We start from the raw sequence: 22,045 nt of genomic DNA, 5'->3' as shown, positions 1-22,045 counted from the left end.
GCAATGTGGCAGGCCTTCAGCAATATCGTCGACCTCGTCGTTGGTGACAGTCGCAAGCCCGAGCAGCGTTCGCGACCCCCCGCAGTGCCGATGCTCTCGCATTTTCTCGGCTACCGCTCCTTCGATGAAGACAAGCGCATCTTCCACCAGGTCCGCTCGAAGGGCTTCATCCTCGAGCTTGCGCCGCTGGTCGGCGCCAACGACCGCGTGAACGACGTCATCGGGTCGCTGTTCTCGGATATCCTGCTGCCCGGCACCAAGTTCAGCGTGACGAACTACTCGAGCCCGCGCGTCGCCGAGAAGCTGCAGGACTGGGCGCTTCCGCGCTACAAGGCATCGGGCGTCTTCCAGACGCTTGCGCGCCACCGCATCGACAAGCTACGCAACGGTGTCTGGTCGACGCTGGCAAGCGACGGTCCGTTCTTCGTGCGCAATTTCCGCGTCGTGATGGCTGTGGGGATTTCGCAGGGTTCGGGCCTCTCGACCGACGATCTCGTCACGATGCGCGACGGCATCGTGTCAGCGCTCGAGTCGATCGACGTGCCGGTGCGCGATTTCGAGCCGACCGATCTCATCCGCCTGTTCGACGAGTTCCTCGCGCCCTCGACCGGCGCTGGCGACGAGGTCCCGGGTTATAACCGCTTCGATCCGATCAACGAGCAATGCGTCCGGCGCGATCTCGTGACGCACGTCGAGAAGGACCGGATCATCGTTCATGCACAGTCGCTGCGGCCGACCGGCTCGAGCGTCGAAGGCGTTCCCGAGATGAAGGATTTCGTGCCGGAGCGTTTCGACATCCGCACGATGGCAGTGCGCAACTTCCCCGATCGCTGGGCCCCGTGGGACACGCAGAAGATCATCGGCGATATCTTCAACGCCAAGCTCAACCTGCCGTGCCCTGTGCTTCAAACCGTCTGCGGCATCATCCCTGGCCATGAGACCTCGGAAAGCAAGGCAGGCTACAAGTTCGCGCGCACCAGCTCGCTGGCCGAAGGCAAGGGTGTCAAGCTGGTCCCCAAGCTTCGCACCGAGGCTGCCGAATGGCAGTTCGTGCAGGACCGGGTCAAGCAGGGCGAGAAACTCGTCTCCTGCTACTACGCGGTCTCGATCATCGCCCCCAAGGGCCGCGGCGAACCGTGCGAACGGACGCTGAAGGCGCTCTACAAGGCGAGCGGGTGGGACCTGATCGACGAGACCCACATCCAGCTTCCCGCTTTCATGGCGCATTTCCCGCTGATGCTCGCCGACGGCCTCGATGGCGACTACAAGCGGATGAAGCGGCTGCGCACCATGCGTTCGGCCAACGTCGCGGCGATCGCGCCCATCCAGGGCGAGTTCGTCGGCGGTAATATCCCGCACCTGCTGTTCATCGGGCGGCGCGGTCAGCCACAGTTCTGGTCGCCGTTCCAGAACGGCGCGGGCAACCATAACGTCGCGATCGCCGGCAAGTCGGGCTCGGGCAAGTCGGTGCTTCTGCAGGACCTGACCGCGAGCTTTGCCGGCGTCGGCGCGAAGACCATCGTCATCGACGACGGCCGTAGCTTCGAGCACATGGCGAAGGCGCTCGGCGGCACCTTCACCGAGTTCAAGCTCTCTTCGGGCATCTCGATCAACCCGTTCCGGATGATCGACGAGGACCTCGCCGGTGGCGACGACGATTATCTGGTCGACTGCCTGGCTATGCTGAAGTCGATTATTTCACAGATGGCGCGCAACGAGACTCGCCTGAACGATACCGAGCGCGGCCTGATCGACCAAGCGGTGAACGCGGTGTGGAACGAGCACGGCCGCGACGGCACTGTCGACCACATCATCGACGCGCTCAAGCAGGCCGAGCATCCGTTCGCTTTCGATCTGGCGACCTCGTTGCTGCCGTTTGCAGCGCGCGGCACCTTCGGTCGTTTCTTCCTCGGCGATGCCAATCTCGACCTCTCGGCCGACCTGACCGTTTTCGAGCTTTCCGACCTCGCCACCCGCGAGGAACTGCGCGGCGTCGTCCTGACCTCGATCATGTTCATCGCCTCGCAGGTCATGCGCCGGATGGACCGCTCGATTCCCAAGCCGCTCATCATCGATGAGGCCTGGCAGATGCTGAAGGGCGGGGCGATGGCCGACTTCGTCGAGACCTACTCTCGCACCTGTCGCAAGTATGGCGGCTCGCTCATCACCGCCACGCAATCCATCCACGACTACTACAAGTCCGAAGGTTCGCGCGCCGCGCTCGAAAACTCGGACTGGTTCCTGATCCTCCAGCAGAAGGGGGAGACGATCTCGGACTTCCGCAATTCGGACCGGTTCGAGATGGACAACATGACCGAGGCGCTTCTGCGCAGCCTGAAGCGCAACGGCGTCGATTACTCGGACATCTTCATCCGCGGACCCGACACCGAAAGCATCGGCCGCCTTGTCCTCGATCGCTTTTCAGCCACGCTCTATTCTTCGAGCCCCGGCGTCTTCGCCGATATCGAGAGCTACGTTCATCGTGGCTTCGCGATGCAGGACGCGATCGAGGCGGTTGCCTTCCCCGAGGAGTTTGAGCTCCTGGAGGCGGCGGAATGAGCGCGCTGGCTGCAAATCCCTCCGCGGCGCGCCTGATCGTGCGCGGACAGGACACGCTCGCGATCGGTCTCCGGGTTGCAGGCTGGAGCGCGACCACGCTGATGGCGACACTCGGTGTCGTGACGCTGTTCTTCTTCGTGCTGGGCAGCTTCTCGATCGACGGGACGATGCTCCAGCTTAACAATCTTGCCTCCCGCTACGTCGCTGCCGACGGCGCGCGGCAGGCGCAGTTTCAGACCATCCTCTTTTCGACCCTCGGGATCGCCTTCGCGCTGATCGGCGTCTTCCGCCGCTCGTCCCTGCGCGCAGCCTTCCGTCTTACCGGAGATGACGCATGACGGATCTGTTCGAAAACGCCGACCAAGTCGCTGAGCGGAGCTCGTTCAAGGCCGCTATCCCTCAGCAACGCGCCAAGGGCTTTGCCGGTCTCTCGCCGCGCGAGCTCATCGTCCTGGTCGCCGCGATCGCGATGTTCATCTGGGGGGCGTGGGTCACTAAAAACCTCGTCGCGGGGGACGATGGCCGACAGGACCTCGTCCAGCTGCAACTGCAGGGGATCATCGGAGACTATCTGCAGGCCCAGGCGCGCTCCGCCTCGGACGAGCAGACCGCTGCCAAGGAAACGGCGGTGTTCATGGCCGCCCTCGACCAGACCGTCGAGGGGCTGTCGAAGGATGGGAAGATCGTCGTCGTTCACGAGGCGATCATCGGCGGCGATGTCCCCGACGTGACCGAGAGTGTGAAGGCGGCCGTCTACGCAAAGGTTCCCCGGCCGCAGCCGGCGCAGGCCGTCCGTGTCCAGAACGAGATGCAGGCCTTCATGGCCTCGAACGGGGGAGGCCAGGGCGATGTCCAGCGCTAAGACCCGGCGGCTCTCCACGAAGGGCAAGCTGCTTGCCATTGCCGCGATGTTCGCGATCGGCACGGCCGTCACTTCGCTGCAGAAGTGGAGCGAGACCCACGCCTTCATGGTCAACGCGACGGATTCGCTTCCCAACTGGGCGTTCCTCGTCGAGACCGGGCGCTTCCCGGCCCGGGGCGACTATGTGATCTTCCACCCGGGCCATGATGCGGTCACCGAGAAGTACTTCGGCGCCCAGCCTGAGCCTTTCGCCAAGGTCGCCTACGGTCTTCCGGGCGATGTGGTTACCCGCGAGGGTCGCGACGTCTTCGTCAACGGGACGCGGATCGCCGCGACCAAGCCGCTCACAAAGCGGGGTGATCCGCTTACCGAAGGGCCGCTCGGCGTCGTTCCCGAGGGCTGCGTGTTCGCTGCCACCCACCATAAGGACGGCTTCGACAGCCGCTACGCGCACATCGGGTTCGTATGCCGCGACCGGCTTGTCGGCACCGGGCAGGCGATCCTGTGAGGCGCGTCGCTCTCCTTGCCGCCCTCCCGGTCCTCGTCGGTGCCTCGAGCGCGCCAGCGGTCGATCCTGGCCGCGCGGTGGATCATGGACAGATGGGCCAGACATGGCCGGTCATCGAACCCGATCTGCTTTCGGTCATCAAGGCGCGGCTCGACGATGCCAAGGCCACCGGCAAGCTCGACGAGCTGAACCAGCGTTTCGCCGACCGGGTCAAGCAGCGGGTCAACCGGCCCGTTCCTGTCGCCGGCATCGGCCCCGCGCTCGAGACGCGCAGCTGGGAATTCGATCCGGCCATTGTCGTCGACAACGACATTCGCGATCACAAGGGCAATCTGATCGCCGTGGCAGGACAGCGGGTCAACCCTCTCGCCGCTTCCGGACTCTCCAAGAAGCTCGTCTTCGTCGATGGTGACGATCCCGCGGAAGTCGCATGGGCAATGCGCTTCGGCAGCGATCAGAAAGCGAAGATCATCTTTGTCGATGGTTCGCCCTTCGAGCTGATGAAGACGCACCAGCGGCGCTTCTACTTCGACCAGGGCGGCAAGCTGACCGGGCACTTCGGTATCCGCCATACCCCGGCGCTCGTCGAGCAGAGGGGCGAGATCCTGATGGTCACCGAACAGGCGATCGCTCGCCGCGGCGGTGCCTCGTGAGCGGGTGGCGCGACCTTGTCCCGGCCCCGCTCGCCGCACCCGAGACCCGCGGGCGGCGTGCCGCGCGGTACCGCGTGATCGCCGGCTGCGCGGTCCTTGCCATCATGATCCTGTTCTTCGGCCCACTGCGGGCGCTTGTGGGCTCTCGTGCTCTCGCTCTGTTCGTGGCGGTTGGCACCTATGTCGGCATTCAGGGATGGCTCTGGGTCCAGGAGAAGAACGCAGCCGACGATGCTTGGTTGTTCAGGGACAGCGACGATGTTGCGTAGGCTGTTCGCCTCGATCGCGGCGCTGGCCGCCTTCGCGTTGGCGGTTCCCGCCGCCGCGCAAGGGCTCCCCACGGGTCCGGGCCGGTGCTCGGGCAGTTTCGTCAACCCGGTCACCGATGTGTGCTGGGGCTGCATGTTTCCCCTCTCGCTCGGCTCGCTCAAGATCTGGCCGTCCTCGCGTGCGGATACCAAGAACCCCGATCTTCCGATTTGCGCCTGCGGAACGCCGGTGCCGCGTATCGGTCTCGCGATGGGCTTTTGGGAGCCGGTTCGCCTGATCGATGTGTCGACAAAGCCGTGGTGCTTTCCGAACCTCGGCGGCATCAAGCTCGATCCCGGCTTTGCCATCGGTAACGGCTATGCGAATGATTCCTCCCAGATCGGTGGGAAGTCGCAGAACACTGCCAAATACCACGTTCACTACTACATCTATCCGCTGCTCTACTGGCTCGAGATCGTCACCGATTTCCTGTGTCTCGAGGCGAGCTCGTTCGACGTCGCCTACATGAGCGAGATCGACCCGCTGTGGCAGGACGATGAACTCACCACGCTGCTCAACCCCGAAGCGGCGCTGTTCACCTCGCCGCTCGCGCAGGCCGCCTGCTCGGCCGACTGCATCGCCGCCACTGCCAAGCTCCCGATCGACGAGCTGTTCTGGTGCTCGGGATGCCAGGGCCCGATGTATCCGATGAACGGCAATATCGGCGCCAATATCGGCATCAAGCAGTCGGCGCGGCTCGCGGCCGAGCGGATGATCTACAAGATGCACCGTCAGGGCCTTGCCTGGGGCACCAGCGGCTCCAAAGCGCTGTGCTCCAAGTACCTCATGCCGGTCCTCAAGAAGAGCCAGTACCGGCTGCAGCAGGTCAACCCGACGCCGATGGTGAGCGGGCGCGAGAGCTGCTCGCCGATCGGTGCCACCACCATCCTGCCGAAATCCGGACAGGTCTATCCGGTCAAGGGAGAGGACGTGGGCTTCCTTGTTTGGCGCAAGCGCAATTGCTGCGTGCTGTAAGGGGAGAGACGGGAATGAACCGCAAGATCGCAATGCTTCTCGCCGGCGCCGGACTCTTGAGCGGCATGACGGCGGTGTTCGCCCAGAGCATGGACGGCTTTGATCCGGACGCCATCGAGGCGCGTGCGGATCAGTTCCGCGAGGATGCCCAGGCGCTCTTCGAATACGCGACCACCAATGCGGAGACGCACACCGAAGAGGCGCAGGCCGTGGTTCAGCAGGGCCAGCAGTCGATCGAGGGTCTCGACGTCTCCCAGATCGCGGGAGGGCAGGGACTGTTCGATTTCGATGAGATGGTCGCCGGCGCAAAGGCGGGGATGGCGAAGCCCGAAGGCGCACCGCTGTTCATTGCCTTTGCTAGCCTGTCGATGCCCGAAGAAGCGCTGTCGAAGATGATCGAGGACACCACGAAGGCCGGCGGCGTAGTGGTCTTCCGCGGCTTCTCGGCAGGAAACCCGCAAGGGTTCATCCAGGGCATCCGCAAGGTGGTCGACCAGGCTGGTGCGAGCAATGTCGCGATCGATCCGCGCCTGTTTCGTTCCTTCGGGGTTGATCGGGTCCCGACCTATGTCGCCCTCTCGAGCGACTTCGAGCCGTGCGACCAGCTCGACTGCGTGACCGCTCCGCCGCCGCATGATCGGATCGCCGGTAATGTCAGCGTGTCCTATGTTCTTGAGACCTTCGCCAACGCCAACGGACCTGGTGCGCCGGTTTCCCGCCTCGCTCTGCGCAACATGAAGGGAGCGCGATGAACCGTCTGCGCATCCTCGTTGCGGTTCTCGCGCTCGGGGTGAGCGGCGGGCTCGCCCATGCGCAGATGACGGCGCAGGATGCGCGCACCGAGGGCGAGGCGATCGGCACCGGTGTGCGCGACAGCACCAACGGATCGATTCTTGCCAATGGCGCTGAAGCCAATGTCCCGACGTATGCCGGTACCGATTTTCCGACGCTCGACTACGTCGAAGATCCGACGGGCCTGAGCACTGCGGGCGAAGCGGCCCGCTATCAGCAAGATTACCAGACCGTCGTCGATCCCTACCGCAAGGTGGTCGACCCCGCGACGATCGATCTCTCGTCTGCCACGGCAATCGAGCAGGACCCGGACACCTACCTCGGGCCCGGCGTGGGCCCGGGCGGGGCGACGGGCACCTGCAATCCGCTTCCTCCCGGGGGAGGGGGCACGACCACCTATCTCGAGAGCTGCAACGAAGGGTCGCAGCCCTTCGACGAGGCGCGGACCTGCCGGGCCCAGCTTGCGATCCAGACGCAGGGGTCTCGCTATTGGGAATATACCTGCCAGACCGTCGGTTTCGGCGTACGAAGAGATCAGTGTTCGGCCCTGTTGGGTGTGCAGGGGGCGGACCAATGCACCCTCATCGACAGCGTCCGCATTGGCGAAACCTGTCTGCAATGGGTCCGCGAGCCGAACGGTCGGACCTGGTGCGCCGAACCGGGTGAGCCGATCTACCGCCAGACCTGGAGTTGCCCCAGCCAGCTTCCGGTAGCCGGCGGTGTCGAGCGCAACACGATCAGCATCGTCAGTGAGACGGTTGACGAAACGCAGTGCCGTGCGACTATCGGCACCGCCAGCTGTGCGCAACAGACCGAGGTCTGTACCGCGCCCAATGAGACGCGTGTCATCAATGGCCTGTCCGTCACCCGCGCGTGCTGGGAATGGGAGCGAACCTATCAGTGCCAGGGCGTCGCGCCGGCCAATGATTGCTCTGCGCTCGAAGCGCGCCCGGAATGCACCTTCGACCACGACGAGTGCCTGAGCACCGACGCAAATGGTGCCTGCAACGTCTACGACCGCTGGTTCAAGTGTACCACGCCTGCGTCGGGTCCTCCGCCGCCGCCCGCCTACGTATGCGCAGGCGACCTCTACTGCATTAACGGCGAATGCACCTCGGTGAGCCGCGAGGCGTCCACCGAGTTCAAGGATGCTGTTGTGGCCATGAACGTGATGGGCGAGCTGCGCGACGGCTTCGATCCCAACGAACTGAAGATTTTCAGCGGCGAGAACCTCAAATGCACGAAGAAGATCTTCGGCCTGTCGAACTGCTGCAGCGGGAAGGGTGTTCCGCTCCTGACGCCGTGGCTGTGCAACAGCCAGGACCGTGACGTCGACAAGAAGGATGACGCGGGCCTCTGCCACTACGTTGGCACCTATTGCTCAGATAAGATCCTCGGGGTCTGCGTCACCCGCAAGCAGTCGTATTGTTGTTACGGCAGCAAGCTGGTCCGAATCCTCAACGAGCAGGGCAAAGCGCAGCTCGGGATGCAGTGGGGCACTCCAAAAACCCCCGACTGCGAAGGTTTCCTGATCGCGCAGTTCCAACAGCTCGACCTCAGCCGGATGGATTTCAGCGAGGTCTACGCCGAGTTCGTCGATGCTGCGAAGCTTCCCGACGAGATCGAGATGTCGCTGCAGATCCAGAAGAAAATCGAGACCTACTACAACAATGGAGTGAACTGAGCATGTCGGGCGCAGATATCGTGGCTTTGCAGAGAGACGATCCGTTTCCGCCCGCCCAGGTGCTCGATCTGGCGGTAAGCGTGGCGATCGGCCGTGAGCTTGCCGCGAGCGAATCCGAGATGTTCGAACGGATCGAGGACTGGTTCCTTCGTCCCGCGACGCGCGCGGAACTCAAGGCATCGGTATCGCGCCTGATCGACCGGGGATGGATCCACCGCTCGAGCGACGACGACGATTTCGATTTATGCCTCACCGACGCCGGCGTGGAAGCCGCGACGACGCTATCGGGCGGGATGATCCGCATGATCGATCGCGGCCGCGGCCTGATCCAGACCTCCTTTCTCCTCCAGTCGCTGGACCTTGCACAAGGAAAATGCCCATGAAAATGCTCACCGCCTCGAGCCTTGCCGCGGTCCTCGCCGCCGCGACGGGCCCCGTTCTTGCGCAGAGCGAGCAGCCAACGGCGCGCGATGCGTTCTATTGCGACGAGCGCAAGCTCGGCACCTGGTTTTACTGCAATTCGGAGGAAGCCAAGCGGAAGGCGCGCGAACGCGCCAAGCAGCAGCAGCCGGCTCCTTCCGTGCCGGCGGTCGAGCGCATGGCAGCGATCACGCGCCAGCTGGACGAGCTGAAGGCGCTCGCGGTGCTTGAGCCGACCCAGGAGAATATCGTCAACTATATCCGCTTCCAGCGCGAGCAGCTCGACCGGGCCTCGACCTTCGCGGATGTGTGGGGGAGGGCCATCTGGCAGACACCCGAACTCGACTACACGCTCGAACGCCCGGTGGGCACGCTGGCCAAGCAGACCTGGCTCGAGGAGCGCAAGTCGCAGCGTGAGGGCTCCATGGCTGCGCTCAGCGAGCGTTATGGCCTGTTCTACTTCTATTCGTCGACCTGCGGTGCTTGTCGCATCTTCTCGCCGGTCATCCGCGCGCTGTCGGACAATTACGGACTCGAGGTTCTCGCGGTGTCGATGGACGGGGGGCCGAATGAAGCCTTCCCGAATCATGTGATCGACAGCGGGCAGTACCAGCGCATGGGTCTGCAGGGCGGGACCGTGCCGGCCCTCGTCCTGTTCGACACCGTCACCAAGCAACCGATCCCCATCGGCTACGGTGTCATGGCCGCCGACGAGGTCATGCAGCGCATCTTCTACCTCACGCAGGTTGAACCAGGGAGCGACTACTGATGGACAGGCAATTTCATCGCGACCGCTCCGCTCGCCTCTTGAAGCGCGCCGGCGTCGCGCTATCGGCCCTTGCCGCTGCCTGCATGGTGGCAACGCCTGTCAGCGCCCAGGTCGGTTCGGAACTCAACGATTTCTTCAATGACATGGGTGCCTCGGCCAACGCGACCGGGCCCACGGCCTATCAGGGCCAGTCAGCGGGGTATTATTCGGGAGGCAACATCTGGACCCGCTTCCCGCAGAAGAGCGTCAATCCGGTCAATCTGCAGCTGCCGTCTATCAAGGCCGGGTGCGGCGGCATTGATGTCTTTTCCGGCTCGTTCTCGTTCGTCAATTCCGACGAGATCATCGCCATGCTCAAGGCGACGGCGAACAATGCGCTCGGCTTCGCCTTCCAGCTCGCGATCAAGTCGATCAGTCCGCAGATTGCCTCGACCATCGAGGAGATCTCGCAGAAGGCGCAGCAGATGAACCAGTTCAACATGAACAGCTGCGAGACCGCGCAGAACCTCGTCAGCGGACTGTGGGGCAAGTCCGACCGCATGTCCTCGGAGATCTGCAAGTCGATCGGCAACAGTCAGGGCCTGTTCTCGGATTGGGCGAAAGGCCGCCACGAATGCGGGACGGGAGGTCAGCGCGAGTCGACCATCGCGGCGAACAGCGATCCCGCGATCCCCGCTGAGAGCTACAACTTCACATGGGATATGCTGAAGCAGAGCTACCCGAGCTTCTCGACGGAGTTCCGCGAATACCTGATGACGTTCGTCGGGACGGTGATCTTCTACCAGGACGGCGACGCCAGCGGGAAACGTGGTTTCCAGTTCGTGGGGCAGGGCGATCGGGCGCTTCTGACCGCGCTGCTCGATGGGACGAGCTCCGTGACGATGCTCAAGTGCGACACGTCCGAGAAGTGCCTCAACCCTACTACGCAGACCATGTCGATCTCGAGCGCACAGGCGCTGAAGCCTCGCGTGCGCGCGATGATCGAGAGCATGAACGGCAAGGTCCGCACCAACGCGGCGCTCTCGACCGATGAGATCGGTCTGCTCGGCGCGACCACGATTCCGCTCTACAAGATCATCTCGGTCAATGCGGCCGCGACGCTGGGCGGCATGACGTCGAACGACATGAACGACCTTGCCGAAGTTGTGGCGATGGATCTCCTCGATGCGATCGCACAGCAATACTACGGCTACGCCTCGCGCGGGGTGGGGACCTTTCAGAACGCCAACGAGGCGGCCCTGTCGCAGTGGCGCGAGCAAATCGCCTCGGTGCGGCAGGTCCTCGACACCTATTCGCAGGGCATGAACCTGCGCCTGCAGCGCACCCAGCATGTCGTCGAGCGCGCCGTCTTCCTCGAAGGGACGCTGCGCAACAATCTCTCCCCGCAAATGTCGGCGGCGCTGTCCTTCAGCACGTCGCTCTCGAACCAGGGCATTCAGTAAGGACCCAAGGCCATGATGGAGATCTGGACGATCGGCGGCGGCGAGTACATCGTCAACGTGTTCAACGCCGTCAGTGCGTGGACCGGGGGAGGGGGCTTCCGCTCCCTTATCCGCGTCGTCATGGTGATGGGCCTGATCTACAGCCTTCTCGTCGTGGCCTTCAGTCTCAACTGGCGCGCCTGGCTCAACTGGTTCCTCGGCGCGACGCTTATGTACGGCGCGCTTATCGTGCCGACCACCACGGTCAAGGTGACCGACCGCCTAAATCCGGGTCTTGCCCCCGCGACGGTCGCCAACGTGCCTGTAGGGCTGGCGCTCATCGCCTCGGTCAGCTCGCGGACGGGTGACTGGCTGACCGAGACGGCCGAAACCGTCTTCGTGATGCCCGGCTCCCTTCAGATGTCCAACAACGGTATGATCTACGGCGCGCGCCTGTGGGACCGGACACGCGAGTTCAAGATCCGGGATCCCCGCATCAGCGCCAATCTCGAGGAATACTACAAGCAGTGTCTGTTCTATGACATCCTGCTCGGGTTCGAATCGTTCGACGCGATCGCGACCTCCAACGACATCCTGACCGACATGGGGCCTGGCTCGCTCGCGCGAGGGATGAAATGGATCCCCGATGCCGGTGCTCCGACCATCGTGACCTGCCAGGCTGGCTATACCAACCTGCAGACGGGCCTCGTCACTTACGCCGACACCCAGCTCGAGGAAGAGGGCCGCAAGATGTTCCCGGGACTGACCCCGGCCGCGGCACGAGCCAAGCTCGTCGCGGACCTGCCGGTCATCGCCAACCAGTTCCACGGCAGCTCGCAGACGGCCCAACAGATCTTCCACCAGCGCTCGCTCGTAAGCGCGTTCCTTGAAGCGCGCGCCAATCTCGGGGCGGCCGATGGCGACACCTTCGCCATGCTCCGCGCGCAGGAACAGGCGCGCAACACCTACACCTCGATCGCCCAACAGGCGATGACTTGGGTGCCGCTCCTCAACATCGTGCTGACCGTTGTGTTCTACGCGATGTTTCCGGTCATCTTCCCGCTCTTCCTCATTCCGCGAACTGGTGTGTCCGCGCTGAAGGGCTATTTCACCGGCTTCTTCTATCTCGCCGCATGGGGACCGCTCTACGTCGTCCTCCATATGTTCATCATGGACCGGGCGTCGGATGCGCTGAATGCGACCTCGCCGGGTGGAATCACGATGGCAGGTATGGCCGGCATCGATGCGGTCAATGCCGATACGGCGACGATCGCCGGTTTCCTGATGATGTCGATCCCGTTCCTTGCCGCCGGCATGGCGCGCGGTGCGATGGCTGTGTCCTCTCAGGCGACCTCGATGCTGGCACCGGCGCAATCGGCAGCAGAAGCGGCGGCGGTCGAGCGGACCACCGGAAACTACTCCTACGGCAACGAGAACTTCATGAACCTGAGCGGGTTCAATCGCCAGTCGGATCAGTGGAACACCGCACCGAACTACCAGGGCGGGATGGCGCGCACGTCGTATCGAGAGGCCGATGGCGCCGTCACCAAGGGTTTTGCCGACAGTAGCAGCGCCTTCGATACGAGCGATGCAATCTCAAATCTCGCGTTCCGGCCCACGCGGACCGCAGGATTCGCCGCCGAAGCGCGGGGCGTGCTCTCGGAAGGTTGGGGCAGGGTGGAGCAGGCCCGCCAGAGCGCGGCCGAATCTTGGAGCGCGACCGCCAGCACCGCGACCGAGCTCTTGAACTCAGCCGAGCGCTCGGCGTCTTCGTCGACGCAGACAGGTTCCGGGTTCAACAATAGCCTCACCAATATGTATGAGGCCACCAATGCGATGTCTAACGACTTGCAGTCGCGCTTTGGCATGACTCAAACTGACGCAGAGCGCATTTCTCGTCTGTCATTGATGACAGGGACAGCAGACGCGGCTTTGGGAACTCCCGGCGGGCGCTTAAGCCCCGCCCAAGCTAGGATTGCAGCGCAGATTTCTTCAAACGCCCAGCTTGAAACCGGGCAGAATCTGACTACCGATCAGGCTTGGAGCGAGCTCCGCGGGTATGTCGAACGACAAACGAGTTCGGTTCAGGCTCGTCAGGCGCGGGAAGATTTCATGCGCGAGACCAGCACCTCGCAGGACTCCGAGACACGCGGCCTGTCTCAGCGGCTTGGTGCATCGATCACCGATTCCCGCTCGGCATCGCTCGAAGCCTCGCAGACCGAAGACATCTGGCGGCGTATCTCCCGCGATGTCAGCAACGCAGAAAGCCGCGGCTTCAACCTCAACTACAACGAGACTCAGGAGTTCGTCCGCTACGCCGAGGACGAGCTGCAGAAGCCGGAGAACGCCGTTCTTCGCGATATCGGTTGGAGACCCAACATGGTATCTCCCAGCGCTCAGCAGGAAGGCGTCCGCGACATCATGCTTGGCCGTTATATGGACTCTCGTATCGACCGGATGCGCGACGAGCTGGGCATCGTCCCCGACGCCCCTGCCAACCTCGGGATCGAGGGTCCTGCGATTTCATCAGCCAATGGAGTGCGCGCATGGGGCGATGCCAACCAGGCGCGTCTCGAAGGTCGTGCTCCTGACGTCAATGTCCGGCCGAGCTCGCGGGACGGCGCCTTGGCTGACGATGTTGGTGGGCGAATAGAATACGGCGACCAGCGCATCCTCGACGGCGGGCGAGAGCTCAGGAATGAGGGGGTCGACTCTTATCGCGGCGCTGGATCACTCCGTGAGACCGTCGACGAGCGCAATCACGCAAGCCTTGGCCGTACCATGCCCATCGTCTCGCCCTTGATGGACAAGATCGATGAGTTCACTGGCAGCTTCGGTTCTGGAGGTCAGCCCGGGACGGGCGCGTCATCGCTGGTGGAATTGCCGAGAGGTCAGCAACCTCTGCTTCCCGTCGCCGGCGCTGCAGGTTCAGGGTTGGGAACGCGGGTCGATCCAATCTCCGGTGGGCGCCGCCAGCACAACGGCCTCGACATCCCGGCCGCCGCTGGTACCCCGATCATTGCAAGGGGCGCCGGCGTCGTGTCAAAGGTGGAGTTCCAGGCTGGCGGAGCTGGCAATTATGTCGTCATCGACCATCCGGACGGCACGCAAAGCAAGTACTTCCATATGCAATCGCGGTCACCTCTAGAGGAAGGACAGAGCGTGTCGGCAGGGCAGCAGATCGGCCAAGTGGGCAGCACCGGGCGTTCGACCGGGCCGCACCTGCATTACGAATTGTGGAAAGACGGTCGTCCAGTCGATCCGCGCCGCTTTGGGTTTCAATGATGCTTAGATCAAGGAAAACACCAAACCGGAAATGAGAAGGACTGCCAGATAGAAGAAGAACCTCTTCCAAGCCTCGGAACCGCCATTCCCATAGTCAACATCGAGGTCGGCAAGATGCCGACCGGACGCGTAATGGAGCGGATCCCCTGGGTTTATTGGGCTTCTCGGGAAAAGATCATCGGGCACTGGCTTTCTCCTAGTTTGACCATAGCATTTGAGGACGCCCAACACAATTGCTGGCGGAATGCTGTGGTCAAACTAGGAGATCGCCGCAGTTGATCCCCAAGGCGGTTAAGCAGTAAGGATCGCGCGAAAGTTTCGAGGGAGCGGTGCGAGTCCAACTGTGCATCGAGAGGGATGAATTCTAAAGTCGAACGGAGTTTCGTCGATCTGCGGGAGCGCATTCTTTTTGGCGAGCTCCCGGGCGGCTCGTCGCTGACCGCGGAAGATGTCGTCGCCGACCTGGGGGTGACCCTCAACATGGCTCGGCAGCTTCTTCTCGCGATTGGGTCGACCGGCTATCTGACCAAGCGCGGGCGGTCCTATGTCGTATCGACGTTCACCAAAGAACAGGTCGAGGAGTGGCGGCTTGCCTTGTGTGCGATCGTGGAGATCGGAGCCTTGCGCCTCGCGCTCGATGGCGAAGAGAAGCTGCGCGCGGCCGAGCAGTTTCTCGATTCCAGAGTAAGGGACGTGGACGTCCACAACGAGGCTTTTTTCATCGGCGCAATGGCGCTCACCACCGTCGTTCTGGGAGGGCCGAGAAGCACGCTTGCCCAGCTCGTCGAGCAGTTCATACCGCAGGCGTTCTTTCGGCTTCTGTGGCTCTCCGATGCCTATGCCGATCGTACCGGATTCTTCGTCGAGGCGGCCGACAAGTTTCTCACTGCGGCCCGGTCGGGTGATCTCGAAGGCGTCCGAAAGGCGTGTCGCTTCTTCTTCGATAGCACGGCTTCCTCGCTCTTCACCCTGATCGAAAAGATGGAGGCGAGGGCTTACCCGGAAAAGGTCAAGGTTGGTGGATTTCAGGCGATCGAGCCTCATATCAGCGGGATGCCAACCTATGCAGGCAGTGCCCGTGCCACAATTTCGATGCTGCGACCGGTAACGGAGATCGATCGGATGACTTACGCGCTGTAACGCCGCAAAATCAGACAAGCGCCGGCCGACGCGGGTGGAGTCGCATCGATGTGGCATCCGCCGCGCAATCTCTTGCATTCCCGTCGCAGAGCTTCGAGACCATGGCCTGTGCAGAGGCACTCATGCCTTCGAGATCCTCGCGCTCGAGTGAAAGCGAACGGATGTAGACCAGTGCCACGCTCGCCCGCTTAGCGTACTCCTCAAGCAGGTTCACTTCGCCAGTCGCGGCGACGACGGCGAACATCAGTTTCTGGTGAGCGAGCAGCGAAGCGAGCGGCTTTCCGCCAGCTGCTGCCTGGACAAACGACTGCAGCCGACGTTCGATCTCCGGCATCGCATTGGCGCAGTTCATGAGACTCAGGCGAATGATGCTCCGAGCTTCAATGCCGGCAACGGCGGCGAGCTCATCGCCGACACGGCTTGGGTCGATCTGGACCCAGTCGAATTGCAGCAGTTCATTCCGGACGAAACCCGCGCCGCGCAGGTCCGCGAAAGCATACTCGCCCCAGTCCTTGGAGTTGTTCGTGATGCGGGCTAGAGCTTCTGGATCCGGCAACGGCGAAGGTCGTTCCCCACCCGCGATCGCCCTGCGAAGCTTTTCAACTTTGTGATCTGCGCTTTTTGCCATCTTCTCGATGGCTGCGCGATATAGGTGGCTTACTCCTCGCTCCATCGCGGGACTATATCAATTTGTGCCTGCGCTTCAATCGTCCCGTGGCCACGTGCCGCCGTTAAGTTCCTTCTCGTATTCGGCTATGCGCTTCCAGTCGATTGCCGTCTCATCGAAACGATCGTAGTCGAGAACACGGGCGCAGACCTTGTCCAGCTCTGCAGGATCGTCCGGAAGTTTGCCTTCCTGACGATACTTGTGGACCGCATGGAGCAGCCTCTGCAGATCGGCGTAATGCTCCACGGAATGCGCCCCCTTGGAACTTTCTCTCGAAGAACCTTGCTTAAAAAGATGTCAGTGTCGAGACTTCTTGTTCGATTTCAGACCCCTGTTCTATTCTGTCTCGCCGCCGAGAAAGCGGGCCGTCGCGCTCGATTTCGCGCGCAGCTTCTTTCCGTAGCGTAAAATGGTTCCCGGGGACGTCCAGCGCATCGCATTCGTGATCGCGACCCCGTCGGCGCCCAGAGCGATCAGATCGTGTGTCAGGCCGACCCTGAGCGAATGCGAGGATATTGCCTTCAGCGTCTTGTCGATGCTGTCCTTTCCGACCTCGATCAACCCATCGAGCCACGCGCGCTCAACCAGGCGCTTGTAGATTGCGTTGACCCCTTGCGTCGTCAGCGGATTGGGGCCGACCGTGTAGACGGTGATCGCCTGCGTCGCGGCCTGGCCTTCAAGCCGTTCCTGATAGTGCCGCGTGTGCCCAGGAATGCTGTCCCACGCCTGAGGGGCGATCGCGTCCTTGGCCTTCTTCCGCGTGACATGGATTCGCCTGAACATCACCCCTTCCTCGATCTTTGCCGCCTCCAACCACGCCCGCAGACGCCGGACCGCATCGGCCGGCATCCACACTTCCGCACCTTCCCCTTCCTGATCGGTCTTGGAGAAGGGCACGGTCAGCGTGCCTGTGCCATCAACGTCTACCTCAAGGTCCTCGACGGTGGCCGCGGTCAGCTCGCTCACGCGCAGGCCGCCGTAGTAGCCGACTGAGAGAAGGGCTGCATCGCGAAGGCCCCGAAGCGTGCTGTCGCAGCACTCCAGTAATGCTTGGATGGTGATGGGCGAGCTGGTGCCGGTGCGGTTTTCTCCGACGCGGATCGCGGTCGCCTGGCGCTGGTTCTTCTTCTTGTTGATCGCGACTAGCGTCTGCCGGACCATGCGGTTGCGCGGACCCTCCGGCTCAAGCCCCAGCATATGATGCGCCTTGGCGATGCTGGATATCCGCCTCACGATCGTTGCGGGCTTCGCCTTGGCCTTCACCTTCGCCTCGATGTAGCGCACCAGCGTCACCGGGTCGGCAGGGAACGCCGCGCGTTGTTCGGCGAGGCACCAGTCGACATAGCAGTCGAGGTCGGCCGCGGCCGCGATCTTGCTATTTAGCGCCATCGCCTTGAACTCGGCTTCGAAGTGATCCTGGCTGATATTCTCGAGGGTGCCGTCGGCGCCGGCCGCCAGCGCCTGCGCGATCCGCAGCTCTGCCTGCAGCTCGCGGTCGATCTTCTGGTCCTTGCCGCGCGGTTGCGGCACCTTGCGCGACTGGTCGTGAACGATGATTTCGGAAGTTGGGCGCTCGGGCATCGGTGCGGGTTTCTCGTGATTGCCGGACTGCTATCGCAAGAACGTGCCCCGCCCCGCAAGACCGTACTTGCTATAAACCGCAATTATAGCAAATGAGCGCAAAAGCGTTGGAGAGAATGCTAGTGATTTGCGAATTACTGGCATAAATTGTGCTGATGGAGGATACCGATCTCTTCTGGATTGCTGGGTTGCTACATGGACGAATGCCCTTGCTATCACCCTTAGTTCGCGAGGCCGTCGACCTTGCGCTGATCGACATAGCATGGAAGGCGTTCAACCGCGATGCCGGGCCCGGAGACACTGGTCAGCTGTTCTCGGGTTGGCAGAATGCGGACCATGTTCTTCTCACCGAAGATCCGCGCGCAGGCGCGGTTCTCACATGGCTTTCCTCTCGGGATGGTCCGCTTAGAGCCGCTGCGAGGCGCGTCCACCGTGCCCGTGGCGGTGGCGGCTTGCGCTTCAGCGCCGATGAGAGGGATATGTTGATCCATGCGATACAGGCTTCGCGGGAGGCAAAGGTAAAACTCACAGGCTCACCGCCTGTCGGCAATCTTTTCAAGGTGATCGCCACGCTAAAAGAGGATGCTCGTTTCGCCTCTGGTCCGCCGGGCCGATCGGGCGTGGTTGGCGGAACATGGGCAATAAATCTGGCTCTGTTGCAAAAATCGTGAAGCTTGAGCATGCTTGGCGGAGATTGGACGGACGGAACGATGACGGATTTCAAGTGGCGCCATTTCCAGGGTGATGTGATCCTGTGGGCGGTGCGCTGGTATTGTCGCTATCCGATCAGCTATCGCGACCTTGAGGAAATGCTGGCGGAACGCGGCATTTCGGTCGACCATACGACGATCTATCGCTGGGTCCAGTGCTACGCCCCGGAGATGGAGAAGCGGCTGCGCTGGTTCTGGCGGCGTGGCTTTGATCCGAGCTGGCGCCTGGATGAAACCTACGTCAAGGTGCGGGGCAAGTGGACCTACCTGTACCGGGCAGTCGACAAGCGGGGCGACACGATCGATTTCTACCTGTCGCCGACCCGCAGCGCCAAGGCAGCGAAGCGGTTCCTGGGCAAGGCCCTGCGAGGCCTGAAGCACTGGGAAAAGCCTGCCACGCTCAATACCGACAAAGCGCCGAGCTATGGTGCAGCGATCACCGAATTGAAGCGCGAAGGAAAGCTGGACCGGGAGACGGCCCACCGGCAGGTGAAGTATCTCAATAACGTGATCGAGGCCGATCACGGAAAGCTCAAGATACTGATCAAGCCGGTGCGCGGTTTCAAATCGATCCCCACGGCCTATGCCACGATCAAGGGATTCGAAGTCATGCGAGCCCTGCGCAAAGGACAGGCTCGCCCCTGGTGCCTGCAGCCCGGCATCAGGGGCGAGGTGCGCCTTGTGGAGAGAGCTTTTGGCATTGGGCCCTCGGCGCTGACGGAGGCCATGGGCATGCTCAACCACCATTTCGCAGCAGCCGCCTGATCGGCGCAGAGCGACAGCCTACCTCTGACTGCCGCCAATCTTTGCAACAGAGCCTATTCCTTGGAGAGCGGCGGGCGTTCATATGGCGGATCTGGCTCATCTCCCAGCAGTGCCACACTTCCCGCATATTTATGCTGGCGCAGCGCGAGCGCGGCTTGAGCTCCCCCATGCCCGGCCCCAACAATAAGAACATCGTACCGCTCGCTCATGGGATAGATAGCTTCCTTACAGGATTACATAAGCCGTGCTTTGCTTGTCACGCCGTCGGTTAACGGCAAGAGCCTGATTGAGCTCTCTTTGCGAACTCAAGTGCCCTCAATCTTCCGGCGCAATCGTGATGCAAAGTCCGTCCAGAGCATCAGAGATAGTCAACTGACAGGATAACCGAGATCTTGAGCAACGGTGCTCGGACGAGTCCAGAAGATCGTCCTCATCCGTACTCATGGGTGGCAAGCGATCGAGAAACGCTTCATCGACCTGGATATGGCAGGTTGCGCAGGAGCAACACCCTCCGCACAATGCAAGCAACTCGTCGATGCCTGCGTCGCGGATCGCTTCCAGTAACGTGGTTGCGCCATTCGGTGTGACGGTCACGCGCTCGCCAGTGCGCGTTGTAACGGTAATCTCCATTAGTCCTCTAATTTCCAAATATGCTTTTTGGCAGTCTGCTATCGACTGAAAAACCTCCACGCCGCCTTGGCGCGCAAGGCTCATGGGGAAAGCGCGTAGTCCAATCCGATATCGGCCGCGGGAGCACTTTGGGTGATGCGCCCGACTGATACAAAATCGACGCCAGTCGACGCGATTTCCCTAATCGTATCGAGCCGCACGCCGCCTGACGCTTCGATGGGGACGCGGCCGCCGACAAGGGCGACGGCCTCTTTGAGCTTGGCAGGAGACATGTTGTCGCAAAGCAGACGATCCGCCCCCGCCATCAGCGCAGGCTCGATTTGTTCGATCCCGTCAACCTCGACCTGGACTTCCAGCCCGGTATTGGCGGCTTTCGCAGCCTTGACCGCTTCGACAATGCTGCCAGCGGCGGCGATGTGGTTGTCCTTGATCAGGATACCGTCATCCAGACGCATGCGATGATTCCGCGCCCCGCCCACCTTGGCGGCATATTTCTCGATCGCCCGAAGACCGGGAATTGTCTTGCGCGTATCGAGAAGGACGCAATCCGTACCGGCGATCGCTTCGGCATAAGATCGCGTCACCGTCGCGATGCCGGTCAGGTGCTGGAGCGTATTGAGAGCGGACCTCTCGGCCGCGAGCATGAGCTGCGCGCTTCCCGCAATTCGCATGAGGGGCTGCCCAGCGGCAACATTGTCCCCATCCTGCACCAGGAATTCGATAGCGACCTCGGGGTCGAGCTTACCGAAAAACGCGGCTGCCAGCTGGAGCCCGGCAACCACTATCGGTTGCCGGGCAGCCAGAACGGCGGAAAAGCGCGCGCTGGCGGGGACTGACACACGGCTCGTGACGTCTCCGCTCCCCAGATCCTCACTCAGAACATAATCGACGAAGTTGTCGAGTTGTTGCTGATCCAGGCCCGCGATCAAATCCGACTCACGCATCAGGAAACCGCGTCCGCCAGATCTTCAACTTCTTCCTTGTCGGCGAAGACGCCGGTCAAGCGCCTCTCCTCCTCGGAGACGTTGATCAGCCGCCAGTCATCGCCCTTGGGGACCATGCCCTCGAACGACATGAGCTTCGCCAGTGGCACGCGCGGTTCTACAGCACCCAGTGCCGGCTCGCCTTTCTGAACAGCCTGGGCGGCGCGATACATCTGGGTGCGGAAGGTGAAGATCGCCTTGTCGCTCGAGCCGAGCAGATCCTCGCTGCGGTCGGCGATCGGCCCCATCGATTCCCACATCGCCATGTCCTGACAGGGAATGCCGTAGATGCCGGTAAAGTCGCCGGCTTTCATCAGGGCCCGGTCCTGCAGATAGTTGTTTTCGGCGTTGCGCCGCTTTTTGAAGGTAACGGGCTCGACGTCCTTGCCAATCTCCGCCCCGCAGAACTTGCGCCAGGCATCCTGACTGATGCCCTTCGTCGGATGCCAGGCGATCCAATAGAACATGGTGTTCACATCGTCGATCGGAACCAGCATCTGTGACAGATGATATTGGTCGTTGGACGGGATGTGCACCGTGAACGGAGCCTGGAACAGAGTCATGCGTACATAGTCCTGCTTGTCCGCATCGATGATCGGCTTGCGGATAGCAGCATAACGAAAGCCGAACGGCGTTTTCTGCACTTCAATCTTGGGCGCCTTGTCGGCCGACGGGCGAAGCCACGCGGTGTCCGTAGCCGTCGAGCCGCTTACTTCGGTGGCCGTCGGCATGTTCGATGAATGCAGGCTCGAACTGTGCGCCGAATCGATCGACCCTTCGAGAACCTGCGCCCAGTTGCAGCCGCCATGCATTTTCACGATGCTGATCTTCTCAGCCGGCGCGGCCGACCAGTTCGGCGGGCTGAAAGGGATGACATTTTCCGGGTCACCCATCCACACCCAGACGAAACCAGCAGATTCTACCACCGGATATGCCTTGGTCTTCATCGTGCCGCGTAGCTTTGCATCGACCGGCTCGGAAGACATGTCGACGGCATTGCCGTCCACATCGAATTTCCAGCCATGATAAAGGCAACGCAGGCCGCATTCCTCGTTGCGACCGAAGGCAAGGGAAGCGCGCCGGTGCGGGCACAGCTCGTCGAGCGCACCGATGCGCCCCTCCGTATTGCGGAACACGACCATGTTCTCACCCAGCAAGCGAACACGCAACGGCGTGCCGTCTGGCTCGGCGACGTCCTCGATCATGCAGGCGGGCAACCAGTGCTGCCGCATCAGCTTCCCCATTGGGGCCTCGCCCTCCACACGGCAAAGCAGATCATTTTGTTCCGGAGTCATTAGCTACCCTCCTCATTTTGGCTTGGCACGAAGACGA

Annotated in this window: 22 protein-coding genes and 1 pseudogene; 16 read left to right on the top strand and 7 right to left on the bottom strand. The window is 62.1% G+C overall.

From position 1 onward, the window contains the following. The first annotated feature begins 3 nt into the window (after positions 1-3). From traC to E2E27_RS18245, 14 genes are all read left to right on the top strand, one after another. Positions 4-2,559 (top strand): type IV secretion system protein TraC, encoded by a 2,556-nt coding sequence (traC, locus tag E2E27_RS18305; protein WP_141462172.1) that lies wholly within the window; start codon positions 4-6, stop codon positions 2,557-2,559. Then, positions 2,556-2,897: a hypothetical protein gene (locus E2E27_RS18300; protein ID WP_141462170.1), complete on the top strand. Its 342-nt coding sequence runs from the start codon at positions 2,556-2,558 to the stop codon at positions 2,895-2,897. The genes traC and E2E27_RS18300 overlap by 4 nt, the downstream gene beginning before the upstream one ends. Then, positions 2,894-3,421: a TrbI F-type domain-containing protein gene (locus E2E27_RS18295; RefSeq protein WP_141462168.1), complete on the top strand. Its 528-nt coding sequence runs from the start codon at positions 2,894-2,896 to the stop codon at positions 3,419-3,421. Before E2E27_RS18300 ends, E2E27_RS18295 begins: the two co-directional genes overlap by 4 nt. Beyond that, positions 3,408-3,929, top strand: coding sequence for a S26 family signal peptidase (locus E2E27_RS18290; protein ID WP_141462166.1), 522 nt, complete (start codon positions 3,408-3,410; stop codon positions 3,927-3,929). The genes E2E27_RS18295 and E2E27_RS18290 overlap by 14 nt, the downstream gene beginning before the upstream one ends. Next, positions 3,926-4,582, top strand: a complete 657-nt coding sequence (gene traW / locus E2E27_RS18285; RefSeq protein WP_199288100.1) for a type-F conjugative transfer system protein TraW — start codon at positions 3,926-3,928, stop codon at positions 4,580-4,582. The genes E2E27_RS18290 and traW overlap by 4 nt, the downstream gene beginning before the upstream one ends. Further along, positions 4,579-4,851, top strand: coding sequence for a hypothetical protein (locus E2E27_RS18885; RefSeq protein WP_181443678.1), 273 nt, complete (start codon positions 4,579-4,581; stop codon positions 4,849-4,851). Before traW ends, E2E27_RS18885 begins: the two co-directional genes overlap by 4 nt. Continuing rightward, positions 4,841-5,866, top strand: a complete 1,026-nt coding sequence (gene traU / locus E2E27_RS18280; protein WP_141462162.1) for a conjugal transfer pilus assembly protein TraU — start codon at positions 4,841-4,843, stop codon at positions 5,864-5,866. Before E2E27_RS18885 ends, traU begins: the two co-directional genes overlap by 11 nt. Positions 5,867-5,880: 14 nt before the next feature. Continuing rightward, positions 5,881-6,618, top strand: coding sequence for a type-F conjugative transfer system pilin assembly protein TrbC (trbC, locus tag E2E27_RS18275; RefSeq protein ID WP_141462160.1), 738 nt, complete (start codon positions 5,881-5,883; stop codon positions 6,616-6,618). Continuing rightward, positions 6,615-8,342, top strand: coding sequence for a conjugal transfer protein TraN (locus E2E27_RS18270; protein WP_141462158.1), 1,728 nt, complete (start codon positions 6,615-6,617; stop codon positions 8,340-8,342). Before trbC ends, E2E27_RS18270 begins: the two co-directional genes overlap by 4 nt. A 2-nt stretch (positions 8,343-8,344) precedes the next feature. After that, positions 8,345-8,725 carry a hypothetical protein gene (locus E2E27_RS18265; RefSeq protein ID WP_141462156.1) on the top strand — a complete coding sequence of 127 codons (381 nt, stop codon included), beginning with the start codon at positions 8,345-8,347 and terminating at the stop codon, positions 8,723-8,725. After that, positions 8,722-9,531, top strand: a complete 810-nt coding sequence (locus tag E2E27_RS18260) for a conjugal transfer protein TraF (protein WP_199288099.1) — start codon at positions 8,722-8,724, stop codon at positions 9,529-9,531. The genes E2E27_RS18265 and E2E27_RS18260 overlap by 4 nt, the downstream gene beginning before the upstream one ends. Continuing rightward, on the top strand, positions 9,531-10,973 hold the full coding sequence (locus E2E27_RS18255) for a conjugal transfer protein TraH (RefSeq protein WP_141462154.1): 1,443 nt from the start codon (positions 9,531-9,533) through the stop codon (positions 10,971-10,973). Before E2E27_RS18260 ends, E2E27_RS18255 begins: the two co-directional genes overlap by 1 nt. Before the next feature lie 12 nt (positions 10,974-10,985). Then, entirely contained in the window at positions 10,986-14,237 is a 3,252-nt protein-coding gene (locus E2E27_RS18250) for a conjugal transfer protein TraG N-terminal domain-containing protein (protein ID WP_141462152.1), read from the top strand. A 357-nt stretch (positions 14,238-14,594) separates the two neighbouring features. Next, a complete protein-coding gene (locus tag E2E27_RS18245) occupies positions 14,595-15,377 on the top strand; it encodes a GntR family transcriptional regulator (RefSeq protein ID WP_141462150.1) in 783 nt (260 codons plus the stop codon). A 10-nt stretch (positions 15,378-15,387) separates the two neighbouring features. Here E2E27_RS18245 and E2E27_RS18240 read toward each other — a convergent pair whose 3' ends face one another. The 3 genes from E2E27_RS18240 to E2E27_RS18230 form a co-directional block, all read right to left on the bottom strand. Further along, complete coding sequence (locus E2E27_RS18240) at positions 15,388-16,005, bottom strand: hypothetical protein (protein ID WP_141462148.1); 618 nt, start codon at positions 16,003-16,005, stop codon at positions 15,388-15,390. Between the two features lie 75 nt (positions 16,006-16,080). Beyond that, entirely contained in the window at positions 16,081-16,290 is a 210-nt protein-coding gene (locus tag E2E27_RS18235) for a hypothetical protein (protein WP_141462146.1), read from the bottom strand. A 90-nt stretch (positions 16,291-16,380) separates the two neighbouring features. Beyond that, a complete protein-coding gene (locus E2E27_RS18230; protein WP_141462143.1) occupies positions 16,381-17,625 on the bottom strand; it encodes a tyrosine-type recombinase/integrase in 1,245 nt (414 codons plus the stop codon). Between the two features lie 155 nt (positions 17,626-17,780). Here E2E27_RS18230 and E2E27_RS18880 point away from each other — a divergent pair, with 155 nt between their 5' ends. Continuing rightward, complete coding sequence (locus E2E27_RS18880; protein ID WP_181443677.1) at positions 17,781-18,296, top strand: hypothetical protein; 516 nt, start codon at positions 17,781-17,783, stop codon at positions 18,294-18,296. A 39-nt stretch (positions 18,297-18,335) separates the two neighbouring features. Next, positions 18,336-19,100, top strand: coding sequence for an IS6-like element IS6100 family transposase (locus tag E2E27_RS18220; RefSeq protein ID WP_001389365.1), 765 nt, complete (start codon positions 18,336-18,338; stop codon positions 19,098-19,100). Positions 19,101-19,156: 56 nt separating this feature from the next. Here the strand turns inward: E2E27_RS18220 and E2E27_RS18215 are convergent. The 4 genes and pseudogenes from E2E27_RS18215 to E2E27_RS18200 all read right to left on the bottom strand — a co-directional run. Then, positions 19,157-19,309: pseudogene (locus E2E27_RS18215) on the bottom strand (FAD-dependent oxidoreductase); the annotation flags it as partial. 106 nt (positions 19,310-19,415) lie between these two features. Then, a complete protein-coding gene (locus E2E27_RS18210; RefSeq protein WP_037478039.1) occupies positions 19,416-19,730 on the bottom strand; it encodes a 2Fe-2S iron-sulfur cluster-binding protein in 315 nt (104 codons plus the stop codon). A gap of 80 nt (positions 19,731-19,810) precedes the next feature. After that, positions 19,811-20,674, bottom strand: a complete 864-nt coding sequence (gene nadC, locus E2E27_RS18205; RefSeq protein WP_017184792.1) for a carboxylating nicotinate-nucleotide diphosphorylase — start codon at positions 20,672-20,674, stop codon at positions 19,811-19,813. Then, the gene (locus tag E2E27_RS18200) at positions 20,674-22,008 is read right to left on the bottom strand and encodes a Rieske 2Fe-2S domain-containing protein (RefSeq protein WP_017184793.1); all 1,335 of its coding nucleotides are present in this window, start codon (positions 22,006-22,008) and stop codon (positions 20,674-20,676) included. Before E2E27_RS18200 ends, nadC begins: the two co-directional genes overlap by 1 nt. Between the last annotated feature and the right edge of the window lie 37 nt (positions 22,009-22,045).

The organism is Porphyrobacter sp. YT40, from assembly GCF_006542605.1.
GTDB lineage: Bacteria > Pseudomonadota > Alphaproteobacteria > Sphingomonadales > Sphingomonadaceae > Erythrobacter.
Note: the sequence above shows the minus strand (reverse complement) of the source record. Positions and strands in the feature narration are given on the sequence as shown.